18 protein-coding genes are annotated in these 19,093 nt (G+C 64.4%); 12 read left to right on the top strand and 6 right to left on the bottom strand.

The genetic code is table 11. From position 1 onward, the window contains the following. Nucleotide 1: 1 nt before the first annotated feature. Together hemB and FV139_RS20670 are read left to right on the top strand one after the other, a co-directional pair. A complete protein-coding gene (hemB, locus tag FV139_RS20665) occupies nucleotides 2–1,009 on the top strand; it encodes a porphobilinogen synthase (RefSeq protein ID WP_148070394.1) in 1,008 nt (335 codons plus the stop codon). A 5-nt stretch (nucleotides 1,010–1,014) separates the two neighbouring features. Further along, nucleotides 1,015–1,617, top strand: a complete 603-nt coding sequence (locus FV139_RS20670; RefSeq protein WP_148070395.1) for a delta-aminolevulinic acid dehydratase — start codon at nucleotides 1,015–1,017, stop codon at nucleotides 1,615–1,617. 9 nt (nucleotides 1,618–1,626) lie between these two features. Here the strand turns inward: FV139_RS20670 and FV139_RS20675 are convergent, their stop codons facing one another. Then, nucleotides 1,627–2,247 carry an NUDIX hydrolase gene (locus FV139_RS20675; protein WP_235898753.1) on the bottom strand — a complete coding sequence of 207 codons (621 nt, stop codon included), beginning with the start codon at nucleotides 2,245–2,247 and terminating at the stop codon, nucleotides 1,627–1,629. Between the two features lie 101 nt (nucleotides 2,248–2,348). Between FV139_RS20675 and FV139_RS20680 the strand changes: the two genes are divergently transcribed. Next, a complete protein-coding gene (locus FV139_RS20680; RefSeq protein ID WP_148070396.1) occupies nucleotides 2,349–3,830 on the top strand; it encodes an ATP-binding cassette domain-containing protein in 1,482 nt (493 codons plus the stop codon). A 23-nt stretch (nucleotides 3,831–3,853) separates the two neighbouring features. On the opposite strand, the gene FV139_RS20685 is transcribed toward FV139_RS20680, so the two are convergent. Both FV139_RS20685 and mrcB read right to left on the bottom strand, forming a co-directional pair. Beyond that, the gene (locus tag FV139_RS20685; RefSeq protein WP_148070397.1) at nucleotides 3,854–4,309 is read right to left on the bottom strand and encodes a tetratricopeptide repeat protein; all 456 of its coding nucleotides are present in this window, start codon (nucleotides 4,307–4,309) and stop codon (nucleotides 3,854–3,856) included. Further along, nucleotides 4,306–6,564, bottom strand: a complete 2,259-nt coding sequence (gene mrcB, locus FV139_RS20690; RefSeq protein ID WP_148070398.1) for a penicillin-binding protein 1B — start codon at nucleotides 6,562–6,564, stop codon at nucleotides 4,306–4,308. The genes FV139_RS20685 and mrcB overlap by 4 nt, the downstream gene beginning before the upstream one ends. A gap of 86 nt (nucleotides 6,565–6,650) precedes the next feature. On the opposite strand from mrcB, the gene FV139_RS20695 reads away from it, so the two are divergent. Then, nucleotides 6,651–7,652, top strand: coding sequence for an adenosine kinase (locus FV139_RS20695; RefSeq protein ID WP_148070399.1), 1,002 nt, complete (start codon nucleotides 6,651–6,653; stop codon nucleotides 7,650–7,652). A 40-nt stretch (nucleotides 7,653–7,692) separates the two neighbouring features. Here FV139_RS20695 and FV139_RS20700 read toward each other — a convergent pair whose 3' ends face one another. Continuing rightward, nucleotides 7,693–10,089: a DNA polymerase II gene (locus FV139_RS20700; protein ID WP_148070400.1), complete on the bottom strand. Its 2,397-nt coding sequence runs from the start codon at nucleotides 10,087–10,089 to the stop codon at nucleotides 7,693–7,695. Between the two features lie 95 nt (nucleotides 10,090–10,184). On the opposite strand from FV139_RS20700, the gene FV139_RS20705 reads away from it, so the two are divergent. Beyond that, nucleotides 10,185–10,532, top strand: a complete 348-nt coding sequence (locus FV139_RS20705; protein WP_148070401.1) for a pentapeptide repeat-containing protein — start codon at nucleotides 10,185–10,187, stop codon at nucleotides 10,530–10,532. A 42-nt stretch (nucleotides 10,533–10,574) separates the two neighbouring features. Here the strand turns inward: FV139_RS20705 and FV139_RS20710 are convergent, their stop codons facing one another. Beyond that, nucleotides 10,575–11,633, bottom strand: coding sequence for a DUF2333 family protein (locus tag FV139_RS20710; protein ID WP_148070402.1), 1,059 nt, complete (start codon nucleotides 11,631–11,633; stop codon nucleotides 10,575–10,577). A gap of 30 nt (nucleotides 11,634–11,663) precedes the next feature. Then, nucleotides 11,664–12,119, bottom strand: coding sequence for a copper chaperone PCu(A)C (locus FV139_RS20715; protein ID WP_148070403.1), 456 nt, complete (start codon nucleotides 12,117–12,119; stop codon nucleotides 11,664–11,666). 178 nt (nucleotides 12,120–12,297) lie between these two features. Here FV139_RS20715 and FV139_RS20720 point away from each other — a divergent pair, with 178 nt between their 5' ends. The 7 genes from FV139_RS20720 to fis all read left to right on the top strand — a co-directional run bounded on the left by FV139_RS20720 (nucleotide 12,298) and on the right by fis (nucleotide 19,083). Continuing rightward, nucleotides 12,298–14,052 carry a protein-disulfide reductase DsbD family protein gene (locus FV139_RS20720; RefSeq protein ID WP_148070404.1) on the top strand — a complete coding sequence of 585 codons (1,755 nt, stop codon included), beginning with the start codon at nucleotides 12,298–12,300 and terminating at the stop codon, nucleotides 14,050–14,052. A gap of 235 nt (nucleotides 14,053–14,287) precedes the next feature. After that, nucleotides 14,288–14,731, top strand: coding sequence for a type II 3-dehydroquinate dehydratase (gene aroQ, locus FV139_RS20725; RefSeq protein ID WP_148070405.1), 444 nt, complete (start codon nucleotides 14,288–14,290; stop codon nucleotides 14,729–14,731). A 59-nt stretch (nucleotides 14,732–14,790) separates the two neighbouring features. Further along, nucleotides 14,791–15,264, top strand: a complete 474-nt coding sequence (gene accB / locus FV139_RS20730) for an acetyl-CoA carboxylase biotin carboxyl carrier protein (protein WP_148070406.1) — start codon at nucleotides 14,791–14,793, stop codon at nucleotides 15,262–15,264. A 54-nt stretch (nucleotides 15,265–15,318) separates the two neighbouring features. Then, entirely contained in the window at nucleotides 15,319–16,659 is a 1,341-nt protein-coding gene (gene accC / locus FV139_RS20735; protein WP_148070421.1) for an acetyl-CoA carboxylase biotin carboxylase subunit, read from the top strand. A 21-nt stretch (nucleotides 16,660–16,680) separates the two neighbouring features. Next, complete coding sequence (gene prmA / locus FV139_RS20740; protein WP_148070422.1) at nucleotides 16,681–17,586, top strand: 50S ribosomal protein L11 methyltransferase; 906 nt, start codon at nucleotides 16,681–16,683, stop codon at nucleotides 17,584–17,586. 217 nt (nucleotides 17,587–17,803) lie between these two features. Continuing rightward, entirely contained in the window at nucleotides 17,804–18,763 is a 960-nt protein-coding gene (gene dusB, locus FV139_RS20745) for a tRNA dihydrouridine synthase DusB (protein ID WP_148070407.1), read from the top strand. After that, on the top strand, nucleotides 18,760–19,083 hold the full coding sequence (gene fis / locus FV139_RS20750) for a DNA-binding transcriptional regulator Fis (RefSeq protein ID WP_148070408.1): 324 nt from the start codon (nucleotides 18,760–18,762) through the stop codon (nucleotides 19,081–19,083). The genes dusB and fis overlap by 4 nt, the downstream gene beginning before the upstream one ends. The last annotated feature ends 10 nt before the right edge of the window (nucleotides 19,084–19,093 follow it).

The raw sequence follows: 19,093 nt of genomic DNA on the forward strand, positions 1-19,093 counted from the left end.
CATGCCTTTTACCACCTCCCGCGGCCCTTTCCCCGCCACTCGCATGCGCCGCCTGCGGGCCTCGGCCTTTGCCCGCGACCTGGTGCGGGAAACGGCGCTGAGCCCGGCGGACTTTATTTTTCCGGTGTTCGTGCTCGAGGGGAGCAACCAGCGTGAGGCGGTGCCCTCCATGCCGGGCATCGAACGGCTCAGCATCGACCTGCTGGTCGCACAGGCCCGGGAAGTGGCGAGCCTCGGGATTCCCGCCCTGGCCCTGTTCCCGGTGGTACCCGCCGAGCGCAAAAGCCTCGACGCCAGCGAGGCATGGCGCAGTGATGGCCTGGTGCAACGCACGGTAGCAGCGCTGAAGGATGCCGTGCCGGAGCTGGGCGTGCTCACGGACGTGGCCCTGGATCCTTACACCACCCACGGCCAGGACGGGATCATCGATGAAGCGGGCTACGTGCTGAACGATGTCACCTCTGAAGCACTGGTCAGGCAGGCCCTGTCCCACGCCGAGGCCGGCGCTGACGTGGTCGCGCCCTCTGACATGATGGACGGGCGCATTGGCGCCATTCGTCAGGAGCTGGAAGCCCAGGGGCACAGCAATACCCTGATCATGTCCTATGCAGCCAAATACGCTTCCAGCTACTACGGGCCGTTTCGCGACGCAGTTGGCTCAGCGGGCAATATCAAGGGCGGCAACAAACACAGCTACCAGATGGACCCGGGCAACTCAGATGAGGCTCTGCACGAATGCGCGCTGGATCTCGCCGAAGGCGCCGACATGATCATGGTCAAGCCGGGTATGCCCTACCTGGATATCGTCAGGCGGGTGAAGGACGAGCTCAAGGTACCCACCTTCGCCTACCAGGTCAGCGGTGAATACGCCATGCACAAGGCGGCCTTCCAGCAGGGCTGGCTGTCACAAGAGGCGGTCATGCTGGAGTCACTGTTGGCCTTCAAGCGGGCGGGCTGTGACGGCATCCTGACCTACTTTGCCGTGGAAGCCGCGAAGGCCCTGCAGTAACCACCGTGAGAACCTTGCTGGCCCTCGCATTGCTCACCCTGGCGACTTACGCCAGCGCCGAGTGCGGCTGCCTCTGGGAGGGCAGCTTCGACAAGGTACAGGGCGGTGCCGACCTGGTGGTCAGCGGCACGGTGATCGACGCCCAGGGCAACTCCGTCGATCTCTACGTCGACCGGGCGCTGCGCGGTGGCAAGGACGCGGATGAGGTGCGGGTCTGGCTGAAGACCGGGGACTATTGCCGCCCGGAGGCCGAGCTCTTCCCCATCGGCAGCGAGTGGGTCATGGCCCTGCACGAAATTACCGAAGCCGTCCCCGGCGGTTTCAACCCCCACACGCCCAACGTCTCCTACGGGCGGGTCGGTGACTACCAGCTCTCGGCCTGCGGAGGCTACTGGCTGAGCCGGGAAGGCGACTGGGTCACGGGCAACCTGGTGAATGCGCCGCGCTGGTCGCGGGAACCGGAAATGACCCCGGTAATGGTCGACCTGGTGGCGGCCTACGTGCGCGGTGAAGTGGAGGCCGACGCCCTGCTCAAAGCCAGCAAGGAGGACCCGGCCCTGCGGGAGCTCAAGCTCAATACCAAGGCCTTTATGCGCGATACCAATTGAGCACCCGGTTCAGCCGCGGCGCCAGGTGCGGCGTTGCGGATTGGGCCCCTCGACCAGGTCCATCAGCTCATCGAGCATCATCAGCGACAGCCCCCATATCCGCCGCCCATTATAGATGTAGCAGGGCAGGGTCATGCGCAGCCGCTTGCGCTGCCAGCTCATGGTTTCGCGCTGGTCGGTGTCCAGCAGGAACTCCAGCGGCACCCAGACTACCTCGGCCACTTCGTGGTTGGGCCGGAAGTGGACCTCTTTTTCCAGCCGGAACACGAAGGGCGTGATAAACATGCTCAACAGCCCCCGCCGCGGCCGGGTCCGTATTTCGGAGAGCCGGCCAATGCAGGTGGCGGACTCCGCCAGATGTATGCCGATCTCCTCCTCCGTCTCCCGCAGGGCCACGGCATAGCCGTGACGGTCGTCGGGGTCCATCCTGCCGCCGGGGAAGGCCATGTGCCCGGACCAGGGATCCCCTTCGCGTTCCGCGCGCTTGATCATTAGAATGTGCAGTTCGCCCTTACGCACGCTGAGTATCATCGCCACCGCCGAACGCTGGCGCAGCCGCCGCAGCCACTTGCGCCGCGGCCGATGTTCCACCAGCCGGGATTCAATCAGTTGCAGCAGGGCGATGGGCACGAGCGGGTTCCTGTATCGGCATTCGAGATAATCGGGCTGCAGCAGATTAAGCCAGCCCGGAATGACACACACAAGTTTGGCACACAGGTCACAGAGATTTCATGGATACAGCCCCCCTGCTTTCCCTTGCCGGCATCAGCCTGGTCTATCGCGCGCTCCCGGCCCTGCAGGACATCGATTGGCAATTCGATCACGGGCAGCAGTGGGCCTGCATCGGGCCCAACGGTTCCGGCAAGACCAGCCTGGCCCGCATTCTCAGCAAGCAGGCCACGCATTTCTCCGGGGAGTTGAACCGCGGTGACGCCCTGCAGGAACGCAGCGTGGCCTACGTCTGCTTCGAGCAGGCCCGGGCCCTCGTAGAGCGGGACAAAAAGCTCGACGACTCGGAATTTCGCGCCGACGCCTCGGACCCGGGCACCCGGGTACAGGACCTGATCCTCGGCGGGCGTGAAGCGGATGACGCATTCCTGGGCTGGGTCGAGCGCCTGCGCATGGGCCACATCCTGCAGCGCGGCCTGCGCTATGTATCCACCGGAGAGATGCGCAAGACCCTACTCCTGTCCGCGATTCTCGCCGAGCCCGGCCTGTTGATTCTCGACAATCCACTGGACGGCCTGGACCGGGCAGCACAGGCGGAACTGGCGCGGATCATCGACGAACTGCTGGCCTCCGGCTTGCCGCTGCTGTTGCTGGGCCGCAGCCTGGACGGCATTCCCGCCGGAGTGACCCACCTGCTGGTGCTGGCCGAGGGGCACGTTCTGGCCAGTGGCCCCCGTCGGGAGGTTACCGCCAGGGCCGACGTACAGGCGCTGATGAATCCTCCCCTCCCCCCGCTGGGCGCCCTGCCGCCAGTCGCTGAACGGGCCTACACCCTTCCCACCGAAGGCCCATTGCTGGAACTGCACCGGGTCGGCGTGCGCTACGGTGACACCCAGGTGCTGGAAGGGGTGGAATGGACTTTCGAACGCGGCCAGCACTGCTGTATCGCCGGCCCCAACGGCTGCGGCAAAACCACCCTGCTGAGCCTGATCACCGGCGACAACCACAAGGCCTACGGCCAGGACATCACCCTGTTCGGGGTGCGCCGGGGCTCCGGCGAGAGCGTGTGGGACATCAAGCAGAAGTACGGCCTGCTGGATACCCAGCTGCACCTGAACTTCAAACAGCGGATGGGGGTGCTGGAGGTGGTGATCTCGGGCTTCTTCGACAGCGTCGGATTGTATGACGACTGGGGCGACCACCAGCGCCACCTGGCGCAGGACTGGCTGCAGGCACTGGGGATGGGCGATTTCCTGCGCGAGCGCTTCGATGCGCTCTCATTCGGTTTGCAACGCATGGTGCTGCTGGCCAGGGCCATGGTGAAATCACCGGCCGTGCTGATTCTCGACGAGCCCACCCTGGGCCTGGACAGCCATCACCGGGCGCTCATGCTGCGCGCCATCGACCATATCGCCGAACACAGCGACACCCAGGTAATTTTTGTCAGTCACAGCGCCGGTGATACGCCGCTCTGCATCAACCAGTTCCTGACCTTCGAACCCGAGGGCGACAGTTACCGGGTGGTCTGTACCACCCGGGACTGAGAGCCCTCAGCGGGTCAGAGCCCTCAGCGGGCCAGTTCGCGCAACTGCGCGCACTCACTGCCGCCGCGACAATACAGCAGGCCGCGTTCGGCAGTCGCCCGGGCCTGGCTGGCATCCCCCTTGGCGGCGTAGGTTTGCGCCAGGGCGAGGTACACCTCGGCACTGTCGGGGTCAATGCGCTGGGCGCGCTCCAGCAACGCCAGGGCCTGTTCGTAATCCCCCGCCCTGCTGGCCTGTTCCGCCCGGGCCAATAGCGGGCCATAGGCATTACTGGCATTGGGTTCGGGGGCCTGGGGCTGGACGGTGGGTTCAGCTGGCCGCGAGGGCGGCTCGCTCGGCTCTCTCGACTGAGGCTCTGCCCCGGGACGCGTTTCCACCGGCGCCGGGCGCTGTCCGGGGGCGCTGTAAATGGAACAGGCGCCCAGGCTGATAAACAGACTGGCCAACAGGGCCCGCTGGCAAAGTGTGCGGATCGTCATCCGTTGTCTCCACTGAAGATCGACTGGAACCAGTCCTTTATCCGGTTCGGCCGTGAGGTACAGTTGGTGCGCCGGTGCGGTTCGGAGCCCTCGATGAAGGGCACGAGCCGGGCGTCTGGACAACCCTCACCCGTCAGCAGACCGCTGGTGGTATCGATAGAGTGCAGCTCCATGCCATCCGGCATGCGGTAGGCCAGCGATTTCTGGCTGGACCGGGCCATGAAATGCGCCCACACCTTCAGGGCACCGGAGCTGCCGGTCAGGCCAGTGCCGCCGTTGTCATCCCGGCCTATCCAGGTCACCGCCAGCAGGTCGCCGGAGAAACCGGCAAACCAGGAGTCGCGGCCATCATTGGTGGTACCGGTCTTACCGGCCACCGTCAGATCCTGGGGAAGATAGCGATAGGCGCCGCGCCCGGTACCCTCGCGCATCACATCACCCATGGCATACAGCAGGAGGTACACCGCCTGCTGACTGACCGTGCGGTCGTACTCCAGGGGATAGGGACGCTCTACCTCGCCATCGGCGTCCACCACTTCGCGAATACTGCGCAGGGGCATGCGGAAACCACCGGCGGCGATACTCTGGTACATGGTCGCCATATCAATTGGCGAATAAGCACCGGCTCCCAGCGTCAGCGCTGGCACTTCGGGTATCTCACCGTCGAGGCCGAGGCGACGCAGGGTATCCACCACGTTTTCCAGCCCCAGTTCCATGCCCAGGCGAGCGGTGGCGAGGTTATAGGACTTCGCCAGGGCGTTGAACAGCAATACTTCACCGTGTTCCTGCCGGTCAAAGTTACTCGGTTCCCACACCGAGTTATTGGGACCCGCCACCGACAGGCCGGTGTCGGACAACGGCGAGGCCAGGGTGTATCGGCGAGGCTGTTCGAGGGCCGTGAGGTACACGGCGGGCTTGAGCAGGGAGCCCGCTGGCCGGCGAGCATCCAGGGCACGGTTGAAACCGGCATAGCGCACCTTGCGCCCGCCCACCACCGCTGCCACCTCTCCGGTGTCGAAACGGGTCACCACGGTGGCCGACTGTAACTCGCCGGACTTGTCGAGCTGGCCGAGGATTTCGCTGGTGCTGCGTTCCACCTGCCGCTGCAGTACCGGGTCAAAACTGGTAAAGATATTGAGGCCGCGCTTGGTCAGCACCTCCTCCGCATAGTCCCGGCGCAACTGGCGCCGCACCAGGTCCAGGTAGGCGGGAAAGCTGTCGCGAATACGACTGGTGTTATTGAGCCCCAGGGGCATGGCCTGGGCCACGGTCGCCTGCTCGGGCGAAATCACCTGCTGGTCGGCCATGACATCCAGCACCAGGTTGCGCCGCTCGGTGGCACGTTCCGGGTTGCGCAGCGGATTGTACAGGGATGGCCCCTTGATCATGCCGACCAGCAAGGCCTGCTGATGCAGACCCAACTGCTCGATGGGCGTGTCGAAGTAATGCCGCGCGGCCAGCGCCAGGCCGTGGATGGCCCGCGGCCCTTCCTGCCCCAGGTAGACCTCGTTGATGTAGCTTTCGAGAATCTGGTCTTTGGGGTAGTGGAAATCCAGCAGCACCGACATCAGCAGTTCGGTGAGTTTGCGGATATAGGTGCGCTCAGGCGTGAGGTAGTAGTTCTTCACCAACTGCTGGGTGATGGTACTGCCGCCCGCCACCACCGAGCCGGAACGCAGGTTGCTGAAGGCGGCGCGCAGAATGCCCGAAATCGAGAAACCCCAATGGTCGTAGAAATTCTGGTCTTCTACCGCCAGCAGACCGAGGCGCAAGGTGTCGGGTACGTCCTCCAGCCGCACCAGGATGCGGTCTTCCCCGTGGGAGGGGTAGATACCGCCGATCTGCACCGGGTCCAGCCGCATCAGGTCGATATTGCCGCTGCCGCCGCGCAGGTTGACCACCCTGCCGCTGTTGAGGTCCACTTGCACCCGCCGGGCCGATTCCCGCTCGCCGGGAAAATCGAAGCCGCGGGTGAACATCTCGAAACGGTTGCCCTGGCGGCTGACCTGCCCCGGGTTGTTGAGGCGGCTCACCTTGCGGTAGCCGAGCACCTCCAGTTCGTAGGCCAGATCGTCCGGTGCCACCCGGGCGCCGACGAACAGTTCCAGCGGGCGGGCATACACCTTGGCGGGCAGCTCCCACATCTTGTCGGTGAAGGTGGAGGTGATCTTCGCATCCAGGTACACCAGTACCAGGCCAAAGGCGACCAGCAGGGTGACGAAGATTTTCAGCAGGGGACGGCGGGTTCTCGGCATGGGGTGCGAGTGTACATCAGCGCGCCTTTCATTTGGCAGCGGGATACGGATAATAGCGGGCTCACTTAATGGGGGACAGACACAGGATGAAGAAGTACTGGGCCTACGGCATTGGCGCCGCACTGGTGGACACCGAAATCCAGGTAGACGACGCGGACCTTGTGAACATGGGGGTAGAAAAAGCCCTGATGACCCTGGTGGACGAAGCGCGCCAGGCCGAGTTACTGGGGCACCTGAATGACCACCTGGTGCACGCCAGCCACGCCAGTGGCGGCAGCGCCGGCAATTCCATGATCGCCACCGCCCAGTTCGGCGGCCCGACCTTCATGTCCTGCAAGGTGGCGAACGACGCCGACGGCGACATCTACGTATCCGACCTGGAAGCGGCCGGGGTCGACCACTGCCTGAAAAACGGGCGCGGCCCGGGCACCACGGGCAAATGCCTGGTGCTCATTTCCCCGGACGCCGAGCGCAGCATGAACACCTTTCTCGGGATCTCCGAGACCCTGTCCACGGATCAACTGGACCCGGAGGCCATCGCCAACTCCGAGTACCTCTACATCGAAGGCTACCTGGTGACCTCTGCCACCGGCCGCGCTGCCGCCATAAGGGCGCGGGAACTGGCGGAAGCCGCCGGGGTGAAAACCGCCCTGAGTTTTTCAGACCCCGGCATGGTGGAGTTCTTCCGCGACGGCATGCAGGACATGATCGGCAGCCGGCTGGACCTCGTTTTCTGTAATGAGGAGGAAGCCAAAGGCTGGGCCAGAACTGATGACCTGGACGCCGCCATCGAAGCCCTGAAGGACGTCGCCAACAGCTTTGTCATCACGAGGGGTGCCCGCGGGGCGGTCACATTTGACGGCGAAACCCGCTCGGATGTCGCTTCACAGCAGGTCCAGGCGGTCGACACCAACGGCGCCGGTGATATGTTTGCGGGCGCCTTCCTCTACGCCCTGGGGCGCGGCGAAAGCTATACCCGGGCCGCCGAGTTTGCCAGCCTGGCGGCGGGCAAGGTGGTGACCCACTTTGGCCCGCGCCTCAAGGCGGCAGACTACCCGGCACTGCGAAAAGATTTTTTCGGCGAGTAGCACCTCCCGCGGGCGGGCGGCCCGCCTTGGGCGACCTCGCCTAGCGGGCGAACAGGTCAATCTGCTGGTCCACCAGTTCGGCAAAGGACGTGCCGAGGAACACCAGGATGCCGTCGGCCACCGGCTGTAACTGGCGGTCAACGTAATACTGGTAATCGAGAGGGCTGCGCGGGTCTCCGGCCGGCTCGGCGCCACCGCTGGTGATCACGTATTCCACCCAGCTCCCCCGGGACGGCACCGCGAGCCCACGCTCGCGGCAAAGTCGCGCCGCCTGCACGTGGGGCGGCACATTGCGCTGATAGTCATCCAGCGGTCGCCGCAGGCGCTTGCGGTAGACCAGCTGGGCGTCCCGCTGCCCGGCGCGAACCTCGGCCACGGTGGCCTTCACAAACTCCGCATAGGGCTCACCGGCAAAGACCCTCCGGTAGAGCTCCTGCTGGAAATCCCGCGCCAGGCGGGTCCAGTCGGTGCGGACATTTTCCAGCCCCTTGAATACCAGCTGCTCGCCGTCCGGCCCACTCACCAGCCCCGCATAGCGCTTCTTGCTGCCTTTATCGGACCCCCGCACCGTAGGCATCAGAAAACGCCGGTAGTGGGTTTCAAACTCCAGTTCCAGCACGCTTTCCACGCCAAATTCGTCGCCGATGCTCTGGCGCCACCAGCGGTTGAGGTCGGCTTCCAGCGCCCGCCCCGCCGCCTGCGCCTCCTCACTGCTGGCCGCTGACCTCACCCAGACAAACACCGAGTCGGTATCACCGTAGATCACCCGGTGTCCCAGGGCTTCAATACGGTCCCGGGTCCGCTTGAGAATGTCGTGCCCCCGACGGGTGATGGAACTGGCCAGGCGGGCGTCAAAAAAACGGCAGCCGGTCGATCCAAGCACCCCGTAAAAGGAGTTCATGATGATCTTGATGGCCTGGGACAGAGGCCCGTCGCCCGCAGCCTTGGCCCGATCGCGCAACTGCCACAGTTCACCGATCAGGGAGGGCAGGATCGCCCGCGAGCGGGCGAAGCGCGCTTCAAGGAATCCGGGTACTGTTTCCGCCTCGGTGAGGCCGCCCTCGACTCCGAGGGCCAGGCCCAACGGGTCGATGCAGAAGGTGCGGATGATGCTCGGATAGAGGCTCTTGAAATCCAGCACCAGCACGTGGTCGTAAATGCCGGGCTCGGAGTCCAGCACGTAGCCGCCAGGGCTCGCCACCAGATCGCGGCTGGCGTTGGGAGCGACAAAGCCCTCCCGGTGCAGGCGCGGCAGGTACAGATTGTCGAAGGAAGCGACCGAGCCGCCGAGGCGGTCAATGTTGAGCCCGGTCATCGCACTGCGGGCCACGGCGAAATCCAGCAGGCGGGTGGCCTGGAAGATGTCCGATACCAGTTCGCAGTCCTTCAGGTTGTAGGCCGCCAGGGCGCTCTTGTCCTCCCTGAACAGGCGGCCAATCTCCTCACCGCGATCGCCGCCCTGTAACAGCTTGGCATCGCCGAGGATCTCACCGGCCACATTGTTCAGCGAGAAACTCTCGAAACGGTAAAAGGCGGCGCGCAGCAGGTCGATACCGTCCAGCAGCACCCGTCCGGGCATCCGCGCGGTGCGCCGCTCACCGTCCTCATCGAGCTCGCGCCAGTGCACCGGGCGTCGCTCCCGCCCCAGGTTGAGGCGCAGGCCGTACTTGTCGGCCACACGCTGCAGGTACCAGGTGTCGAAGTTGACCACGTTCCAGCCGATCAGCACATCCGGGTCATAGTCCGAAACGAAATCGAGAAAGGCCAGCAACAGGGCTCGCTCGCTATCCACCGCAACCACAAAGTCCTGCCCGGCACCCTCGCCAAGCATGAATACCCGCCGTGTGGCCTGCCCCCCGCGCAGCGCGTGAATGCCAATGGAGTACAGCTGTATGCCTTCCATAGCGGTTTCGATATCGAAGGACATCACTGCCAGCGGTGTCTGTGACCGGGCGGGTTTCAGCACAGGGTTGGGCAGGCTGCCGGGGGTACCCGGGGTAAATTCAACCCGCACCCCGCCACGAATGAAGCGCTCCATGAGATAGCGGTCGGCGGGATTGATATCCGCCTCGAGCGGATCGAAACCCGCCTCCCTCAGCTGATCGGCAAGGACCCTGGCCGTGCGGTAGGCGGTGCAGTACACCCCCACCACCGCTGCCATGCGAAAACTGCGCAGCGCCAGCGGACGACACTCCACACCCTCGCCGCCCAACAGCGCCCGGGCTCGCTCCGCTTCCTCCGCCTCCAGGAAAAACACGCTGCGTTCCCCGCGGATCAGCAGACGACGCGGCCCGCCGGTCGTCGCCAGCCAGAACTCGAGCTCCAATCCCCGGGGCGTGTCACCCCAGTCACGGGTGAGCAGGAAACCTTCGCAATCAGTGCTGCCAACGCCTTGCCGAAATCCTTCGCCAGAACCTTCATCGAACTGCGCAGTCAAACCCTACCCCGTCGCACTGTAAACAACTGCCTGTGCTATGCTCTCCCCCGCCGCCCGGCAGCCACACCCGATGCCAAGCAATGGAAGATTTATCGATGAGCAAGCCTGTAATCAAGCAAGACCCTCTGTACCAACTCCTGCGCAACGAGGACATCAAGGGCTTCAACGAGCAGCGCGACAAACTGGACACCAGCGAGCTGAAGAGCGGCGACTACCGCGGCCGGGACCTGCGCAACATGGACGCCACCGGCCTCGACTTCAGCAATTCCTACTTTCGCAACGCCGACCTCTCGGGTATCGACTTTCGCCAGACCAACCTGGAGGGCGCGAGTCTGCTGGATGCGAAGCTGTCTGGCACCTACTTTCCTGCAGAAATCAGCGCCACCGAAATCCGCCTGTCACTCGACACCGGCACCCGCCTGCGTTACGACCGCAAGGACTGAGCGACGCTTCGACAACCGGAGCGTGTGGCCCGGCCTGCTTCCCTAGCCCTGGGCCAACAGATCGCGCAGATCGATAATGGCCGCATTGGCGCGGCTCAGGTAGTTGGCCATCACCAGTGAGTGGTTGGCCAATACGCCGAAGCCGGTACCGTTCAACACCATCGGGCTCCACACCGTATCCTGGGTGGCCTCAAGTTCACGAATGATCTGCTGCAGGCTGACCCGGGCGTTCTTTTTCTCCAGCACATCGGCGAAGTCCACCTCCGCCGCCTTGAGGAAGTGAATCAGGGCCCAGGCCGCGCCGCGGGCCTCGAAGAACACGTTGTCGATTTCCATCCAGGGCGTCTGCACAATCATGTCCCCGGGGGAATCAGTGGCCTGGCGGGCACTGTCGTCACCGGCCAGGTCCGTGTTCAGGCGGCGCTGGCCGACGCTGGCGCTCAGCCGCTGGGACAGGCTGCCAAGACGGGTATCAACCGTGTTCAACCAGTACCGCAGATTATCAGCCCGGGCATAGAACTGCGCATCCGAGGCATCGTCATCCGCCAGCCGCTTGAGGTAACTGCGCACATATTTCACCCCGGCGCGGTACTCGGATTCCGAGGCCGGAAGCATCCAGCTCCTGGAGTTGAAATTGAACCTTGGCTCGGCCTCCGCGAGGTCTTTATCCTCTGTGGACTGGGACTGGGAGCGGCTGTGGACCTCGCGCAGGGCCCGCGCCAGGTCGCGGGACTGAATGAGCGCGCCGTGTTCCCAGCTGGGAATATTGTCCAGCCACAGCCCCGGGGGGAAACGGTCGTTGCTCAGGTAACCACCCGGCTTGTCCAGCAGGGTCTCCATGACCCCAACCAACGCGGCGGTCGTGGCCGACCCGGTTACCACCCGGGTACCGTCTTCCGCCGCCAGCCGGGCGGCATGGTCCGACACATCGAAACGGCTGGGGGCCATACTCCAGTAGAGCCCCACCAGCAGTGCGAGCAGCAGGTAAATAACCAGCGCTATCAATAGCCAGCGCCAGCTCTTGCCGTCCTTCACACCATCGCGCCAGTCCTGCAGGCGCTCTCCCGGGGTGGGCTTCAATGTCGAGTCAGTGTTGTTCATCCGTCCCTGTGCTCCATGCCAGTGTCGTCATCAATGGTGTGAGTGGTCCGCCCCGCCGGCCCGACGCTGCACCGGTGCCACGATGCATACCGGGTCAGATGCCGCCAGGGTCAGGCACAGTTCCACCTGCTCACCTTCCGCCGGCATCTTCTGAAGGCCCAGCAACATCAAGTGTACGCCACCGGGTTGCAGCTGAAGCTGTTCTCCCGGTGCCAGGGTCAGTTCGCTGACCTGGCGCATGCGCATGGTTCCTTCGACCTGCTCACTGCGGTGAATTTCCAGCCGGTCAGCGCCGGCGGCATGGCCACCGGTCACTGTAATCACGCTGTCACCGGCATTGCGCAACGTCAGGTAGGCCGCGGTGTTGCGCTGCACTGGCGGCAGCGCGCGCACCCAGGCCTCACTCAGCTCCAGCCCCGCGAAAGCGGAGACTGGGGCAGCGAGGAGTGCGATCAGTGCCGCGACCGGCACGAGACGTTGCAACATGGTGGTCCTTATCGTTGTCCCGGTGGTTGCCCCGCGCAGAAATGAAACCAATTGGGCCGCGCGGCGTCTGAGGACTATAACATTGCACAGGCTGCGAATCGTCGTTGGGTGGCATGCGGTGCGCTGATAAACTTGCCAACTGACCGGTCATTCAACCCACATCTACTCAGGAGAGTTCATGCGCCTGGTACTCGCCAGCTTACTGCTGCTTGTCAGCGGCTTCTGCAACGCCCAGTTTGGCGGAGCCAATAACGCCGGCGACCCGTTCGCGCCCACGGCGGGCCCCGATTTCCTGCCGGTCGAGGAAGCCTATCAGGTAATTATCGAGCCGGACGACGAAGGTTTGCGCCTCTACTGGCAGATCGCCGATACCTACTACCTGTACCAGCACCAGTTCCGATTTGAACTCCAGGATGCCGCCGGCCCGGTCCCCGTCACCCCTGAATTCCCTCCCGCCATCGAGCGGCATGACGAGTACTTTGGCGATACGCGGGTGTACTACACCCAGGCGGACATCCATCTGCAGACCGAGCGACGGGATGGTACCGCCACCCTGACCCTGACCAGCCAGGGCTGCGCCGATGCGGGGCTGTGCTACCCGCCCCGCACCCAGCGCTTCACGGTGGATTTTGACACCGGTACGGTCGCTGAACTGGCGCCCGCAACACGCCCCGCCGCGCCATCGCCCTCGGCTGATGCTGCACCCGCGGCGGGCATGGGCACGCTGTTAATGATGGCACTGCTCGCCTTCTTCGGCGGCAGCCTGCTCAACCTGATGCCCTGCGTCTTCCCGGTACTGTCGCTCAAGGTCCTCAGCTTTGCCGATGCCAATGCCCATGAGCGCCACCGCCAGAGCTGGTTGTACGCCGCCGGGGTGGTGACCAGTTTCGTGATCGTCGCCGCCGTCCTGATCACCCTGCAGCAGGGCGGCCGCGCCGTGGGCTGGGGCTTCCAGCTCCAGAGCCCGGGCTTTGTCATTGCCCTGGCCTACCTGTTCCTGGTGATGGGCCTGGCCCTGTCGGGCCTGGTGGAGCTGGGTTCCGGGCTGATGAACACCGGCTCCAGCCTGGCGGGGCGCAAGGGGGATAGCGGCAGCTTTTTTACCGGCGTCCTGGCGGTGGTCGTCGCCAGCCCCTGTACCGCACCGCTGATGGGCACGGCCCTTGGCTTCGCCATCACCCAGCCCGCGGCCGCGAGCCTCTCCATTTTTGCCGCCCTCGGCGCGGGGATGGCGGCGCCGCTGCTGCTGCTGAGCTACAGCGGACTGGCCCGACGCCTGATGCCACGCCCGGGCCCGTGGATGGAAACCCTGAAACAGTTTCTCGCCTTTCCCCTTTACGCCAGCGCTATCTGGCTGCTGTGGGTGGCCGGCCGCCAGGCCGGGGTCAACACCATGGCGGCAGCCCTGCTGGGCGGCCTCTTTATTGCCCTGGCCCTGTGGTTGTGGCGGGCCGTATTGTGGCGCCAGATTGCCGCGGCAGGGTGCGTGGCGATAGCGATTGCCCTGGCCGCCATTCCCGGTGACGCCACGCCCACCGGCCAGCACCTCACAGCCGAAGGCACCCAGGCATGGTCCCCCAGAGCCCTGGCGGACCTGCGCGCCAGCGGCCAGAGTGTCTTTGTCGACGTCACGGCAGACTGGTGCATCACCTGCATCGCCAACGAGCGGGCGGTGCTGGACACCGAAGAGGTACGGGCCGCCTTCAACGCCGGGGATATCGCCTATATGGTCGCTGACTGGACCAACTACGACCCGGAAATTGCCGAATTCCTGCGCCAGCACGGTCGCAACGGCATCCCGTTCTATATTCTCTACCCCTCGGACCCCGCCGCCAGCCCGGTAATCCTGCCGCAAATCCTGACCCGGGGTACCGTACTGGAGGCAATTAGCGGTATTTCCAGCACGAAATCGGCCGTTGCCGACGCAATGTAGGCAAATTTAACGACGTTGACCCCAACTTGTGCGAAAGGCCACAAACCTGCCGCCAGCTGGCCCGGAGAAGCCCCGAAATTCCAAAAACTGGCGAACTTCCAACATACGGCAGCTAAATGCCGCCAAAATCCGTAAAACCTGGCACAAAGTTGGACAATCGCTGCAGATTGAGCCAGAATCCCTAACAAAGCGCGACAAACCATTAAACGTGCGCTGAGCGGGGAGAGCGTTTCACATGGCGAGCATTCTGGTGTTACACGGTCCCAACCTGAACCTGCTGGGCACCCGCGAACCCGAGATATACGGCAGCACCACTCTCAGCGATATCAACAGCCAGCTCGAGGAGATGGCTCGCGAGCGAGGCCACCACCTGCTCGCCATGCAGAGCAACGCCGAATACGAACTGATCGAGCGCGTGCAGGAAGCCCGCCATGAGGGGGTCAACTTCATCCTCCTCAATCCGGCTGCCTTTACCCACACCAGCGTGGCCCTGCGCGACGCCCTGGCCGCGGTCGCCATCCCCTTTATCGAAGTGCACCTGTCCAACGTGCACGCTCGCGAAAGCTTCCGTCATCACTCCTATTTTTCCGACCTGGCCCGCGGCGTTATCTGCGGTCTGGGCGCAGGTGGTTACGAATACGCCCTGTTGGCCGCCATGCGCGAACTCGAGCAGCCATAGGCGGGGCGGGCCCGTTTTTTACTTCACAGACCAATAACCGGTTAACAAGAGAACCCATTATGGACATTCGCAAAGTCAAAAAACTGATCGAATTGCTGGAAGAGTCCAACATCGATGAAATCGAGATCAAGGAAGGCGAGGAGTCGGTGCGCATCAGTCGCAACAGCGGCCAACCCATGATGGCACCGGCAGGCTACGCCATGCCGGCACCGGCACCGGTGGCCCCTGCCCCGGCAGCGCCTGCCCCGGCGGCGGCAGCCGTACCCGAAGCAGCCCCGGAAGCGGCACCCGCGCTCAGTGGCCACGTGGTGACCTCTCCGATGGTGGGCACCTTTTACCGCTCGCCCTCTCCCACCGCACCGGTCTTTGCCGAAGTGGGCCAGACCGTCAAGGCCGGCGACGTACTGTGCATCGTCGAGGCGATGAAGATGATGAACCAGATCGAGGCCGACAAGTCCGGCACCATTGGCGCGATCCTGGTAGAGAACGGCGAGCCAGTGGAATTCGAACAGCCCCTGTTCACTATCGTCTGATTTGAGGCGGGCTCCATCCGCCATCGCCCAGCTACAGAGGATTGCAAGATGCCCATACTGGACAAGGTGCTGATCGCCAACCGCGGGGAGATTGCCCTGCGCGTGCTGCGCGCCTGCAAGGAACTCAACATCAAGACCGTGGCGGTGCACTCCAAGCCCGACAAGGACCTGATGCACGTGCGCCTGGCAGACGAATCCGTTTGCATCGGCCCCGCCGCGAGCAGCGACAGCTATCTCAATGTGCCCGCCATCATCAGCGCCGCTGAGGTCACCAACACCACGGCCATCCACCCGGGTTACGGCTTCCTGGCGGAGAACGCCGCCTTTGCCGACCAGGTAGAAAAGAGCGGGTTTACCTTTATCGGCCCGACGGCGGACACCATTCGCCTGATGGGCGACAAGGTCTCTGCCATCGAGGCCATGAAGGCCGCCGGCGTACCCACCGTACCCGGCTCCGACGGCCCCCTCACCGACGACGACGAGCGCACCCTCGAGATTGCCCGCCGCATCGGCTACCCGGTGATCGTGAAGGCCGCTGCCGGCGGCGGCGGGCGCGGCATGCGGGTGGTGCACAACGAGGCGGCCCTGCTGAATTCGGTGCAGGTCACCCAGACCGAGGCGGGCGCCGCCTTCGGTTCCGAAGTGGTCTACCTGGAGAAGTTCCTGCAGAAACCCCGCCATGTGGAGATCCAGGTACTGGCCGACGGCCAGGGCCACGCCATCCACCTGGGCGATCGCGACTGCTCACTGCAACGCCGCCACCAGAAGGTACTGGAAGAAGCCCCGGCCCCGGGCATCGACGACGACCTGCGCGCCCAGGTGGCCGAGGCCTGCGTCAACGCCTGTATCGAAATCGGCTACCGCGGCGCCGGGACCTTCGAGTTCCTGTACGAAGACGGCGGGTTCTATTTCATCGAGATGAACACCCGCGTCCAGGTGGAGCACCCGGTCACCGAGATGGTCACCGGCATCGACATCGTCAAGGAACAGCTGCGCATCGCCGCCGGCCTGCCCCTGTCGATCAAGCAGGAGGATGTGGTCATCAGCGGCCACGCCTTCGAGTGCCGGATCAACGCCGAGGACCCGCAAACCTTTATCCCGTCTCCCGGCAAGGTCACCACCTTCCACGCCCCCGGCGGCCTCGGCATCCGTGTCGACTCACACCTCTACGACGGCTATACCGTGCCGCCCTTCTACGACTCGCTGATCGCCAAGGTGATCAGCTTCGGCGAAGACCGTCACACCGCCCTGGCCCGCATGCGCGGCGCCCTGGACGAACTGGTGGTGGAGGGCATCCGCACCAACACCGCGCTGCACCGCGACCTGGTCATCGACCGCGCCTTCCAGGCCGGCGGTGTGAGTATTCACTACCTGGAGAGCAAGCTGGAGGACTAGGTCCTCCAGTTGTCGACACCCGTGAGCTGGCTGCAACTTCGTCTCGATACCCATCCCGCCCAGGTCGAGGCGCTCGAGGAACTGATGCTGGACAGCGGCTCTGTGGCGGTGACCATGGAGGACAATGCCGACCAGCCAGTACTGGAACCGGCGGTCGGCGAAACCCCCCTCTGGCAGCAGACCCGCCTCACCGGCCTGTACCCCGCCGACACCGACATGAAAGCGGTGTTGGCCGGGTTTCCGCAAGAACTGCTGGCGGGCTGCTCCGCCCGGGTGGAGATCCTCGAAGACAAGGACTGGGAACGGGAGTGGATGGAACACTACCACCCCATGCGCTTCGGCGAACGCCTGTGGGTCTGCCCCAGCTGGCAGGAGCCCCCCGAACCCGACGCCGTCAACCTGCTGCTGGACCCGGGCCTGGCCTTTGGTACCGGCACCCACCCCACCACCGCACTGTGCCTGACCGCACTCGACGGTGACGACCTCGAGAACAAGGCCATCGTCGATTACGGCTGCGGCTCCGGCATCCTCGCGGTGGCCGCCCTGAAACTGGGCGCGGCACGCGCCCTGGGTGTGGACAACGACCCCCAGGCCCTGGTGGCCACTCGCGACAACGCCGGACGCAATGCCATCGCCGATGACGCCCTGGTGACCGCACTGCCCGGCGCCGCACCCGTAACCGCCTGGCAGGGCGAGGCCGACCTCGTGGTCGCCAACATCCTGGCGGGCCCCTTGATCGAACTTTCCGATACTCTGCTGGCACTTGCCCGACCGGGGGCCACACTCATGCTTTCCGGGCTGCTGCGCACCCAGGCGGACGTCACCTGTGCGCACTATGCGCCGCGCATTGATCTGCACATTGCCGGCGAGCAGGACGGCTGGGTCTGCCTGCGCGGCACGCTGAAGGAAGCCGACAACGCAAGGTGAGTGATCACCCGCTTCGACCCAAAGCGTGGACCTGCAAAGCCCGAAAAATTGCAAGGGTGACACAGCTCAAAATTTAGCCATTTTTTCCCGCCACGCGCTTTTACCCATCAAGGGCGTCGAGTAGAATACCCGCCTCTTTTTCGACGCACTTTTTGCCCTCACTGTGACGCTGCAAATCGGACCTTACAGGCTCGCCAATTGCGTGGCGCTCGCGCCCATGGCCGGCGTGACCGACCTGCCCTTCCGCCGGCTCTGTGCCGCCCAGGGGGCGGGCCTGGTCGTGTCTGAAATGCTGAGCAGCAACCCGCAGGTACAGAACTCGCGCAAATCACAGTGGCGCAGCCGCCACGATGGCGAAGCCGAACCCCGCTCGGTACAGATCGCCGGCTCCGACCCGGCGGAACTGGCCCTCGCGGCGCAACTGAACGTGGCCCGCGGCGCCCAGATTATCGACATCAATATGGGTTGCCCCGCCAAAAAAGTTTGCCGCAAGGCGGCGGGCTCGGCGCTGCTGGCCAATGAAGCCCTGGTGGCGGACATCCTTACCGCCGTCGTGCAGGCCGTCGATGTACCGGTCACCCTGAAAATCCGCACCGGCAGCAACCCCGCCGAACGCAACGGCGTCGCCATCGCCAGAATCGCGGAGGACGCCGGCATCCAGGCCCTGGCCGTACACGGCCGCACCCGCGCCTGCGCCTTCAAGGGCGAGGTGGAGTACGACACCATCGCCGACATCGTCGCCGCCGTGGACATCCCGGTGCTCGCCAATGGCGATATCGACAGCCCGGCGAAGGCCAGCACCGTCCTCGCCCACACCGGCGCTGCCGGCGTGATGATCGGCCGCGCCGCCCAGGGGCGTCCCTGGCTGTGCGGACAGATCGCCGCCTGGCTGGAACGCGGAGAGCATCTGCCTGATCCGTCCATGGCGATGCAGTGGCAAATCATTCGCGAGCATCTCAGCGCCCTACACGACTTTTACGGCGAGTTCATGGGCGTACGGATCGCGCGCAAACATGTGGGTTGGTATTTACAACAACACCCCTCTCTCGCTTCCCGCCGCAGGGATTTCAACGCCCTGACCAGCGCGGAAGCACAACACCGGCACCTCGAGCGGCTGTTCGAAGCCCATGCCGAGGCCGCCGGTAGCACCACAGACCAAAAGGAACTAGCAGCATGACCAGCAGGGCCGAACACCTGAGCCCGCTCCCTGGCGACGACACCGCCAGACTCGAGCCCGCCAACAATAATGAAGAATCCGGCAGCGAACTGTCGGCCGCCGTCACCCGTGCAGTACGCGACTACCTCGCCGAACTCGACGGCCAGATGACCACCGACTTCTACCAGCTGGTGCTGGCCGAAATCGAAGCGCCGCTGCTTCGAGAGATCATGGCCTACACGCGCAACAACCAGACCCGGGCATCCATCATGCTGGGCCTGAACCGCGGCACCCTGCGCAAGAAACTGAAGCAGTACGACCTGCTTTCCAACAAAGACTGACAGGCAAGTG

Origin of the sequence: Parahaliea maris (genome assembly GCF_008064665.1) — a bacterium.
Lineage (GTDB): Bacteria > Pseudomonadota > Gammaproteobacteria > Pseudomonadales > Halieaceae > Parahaliea > Parahaliea maris.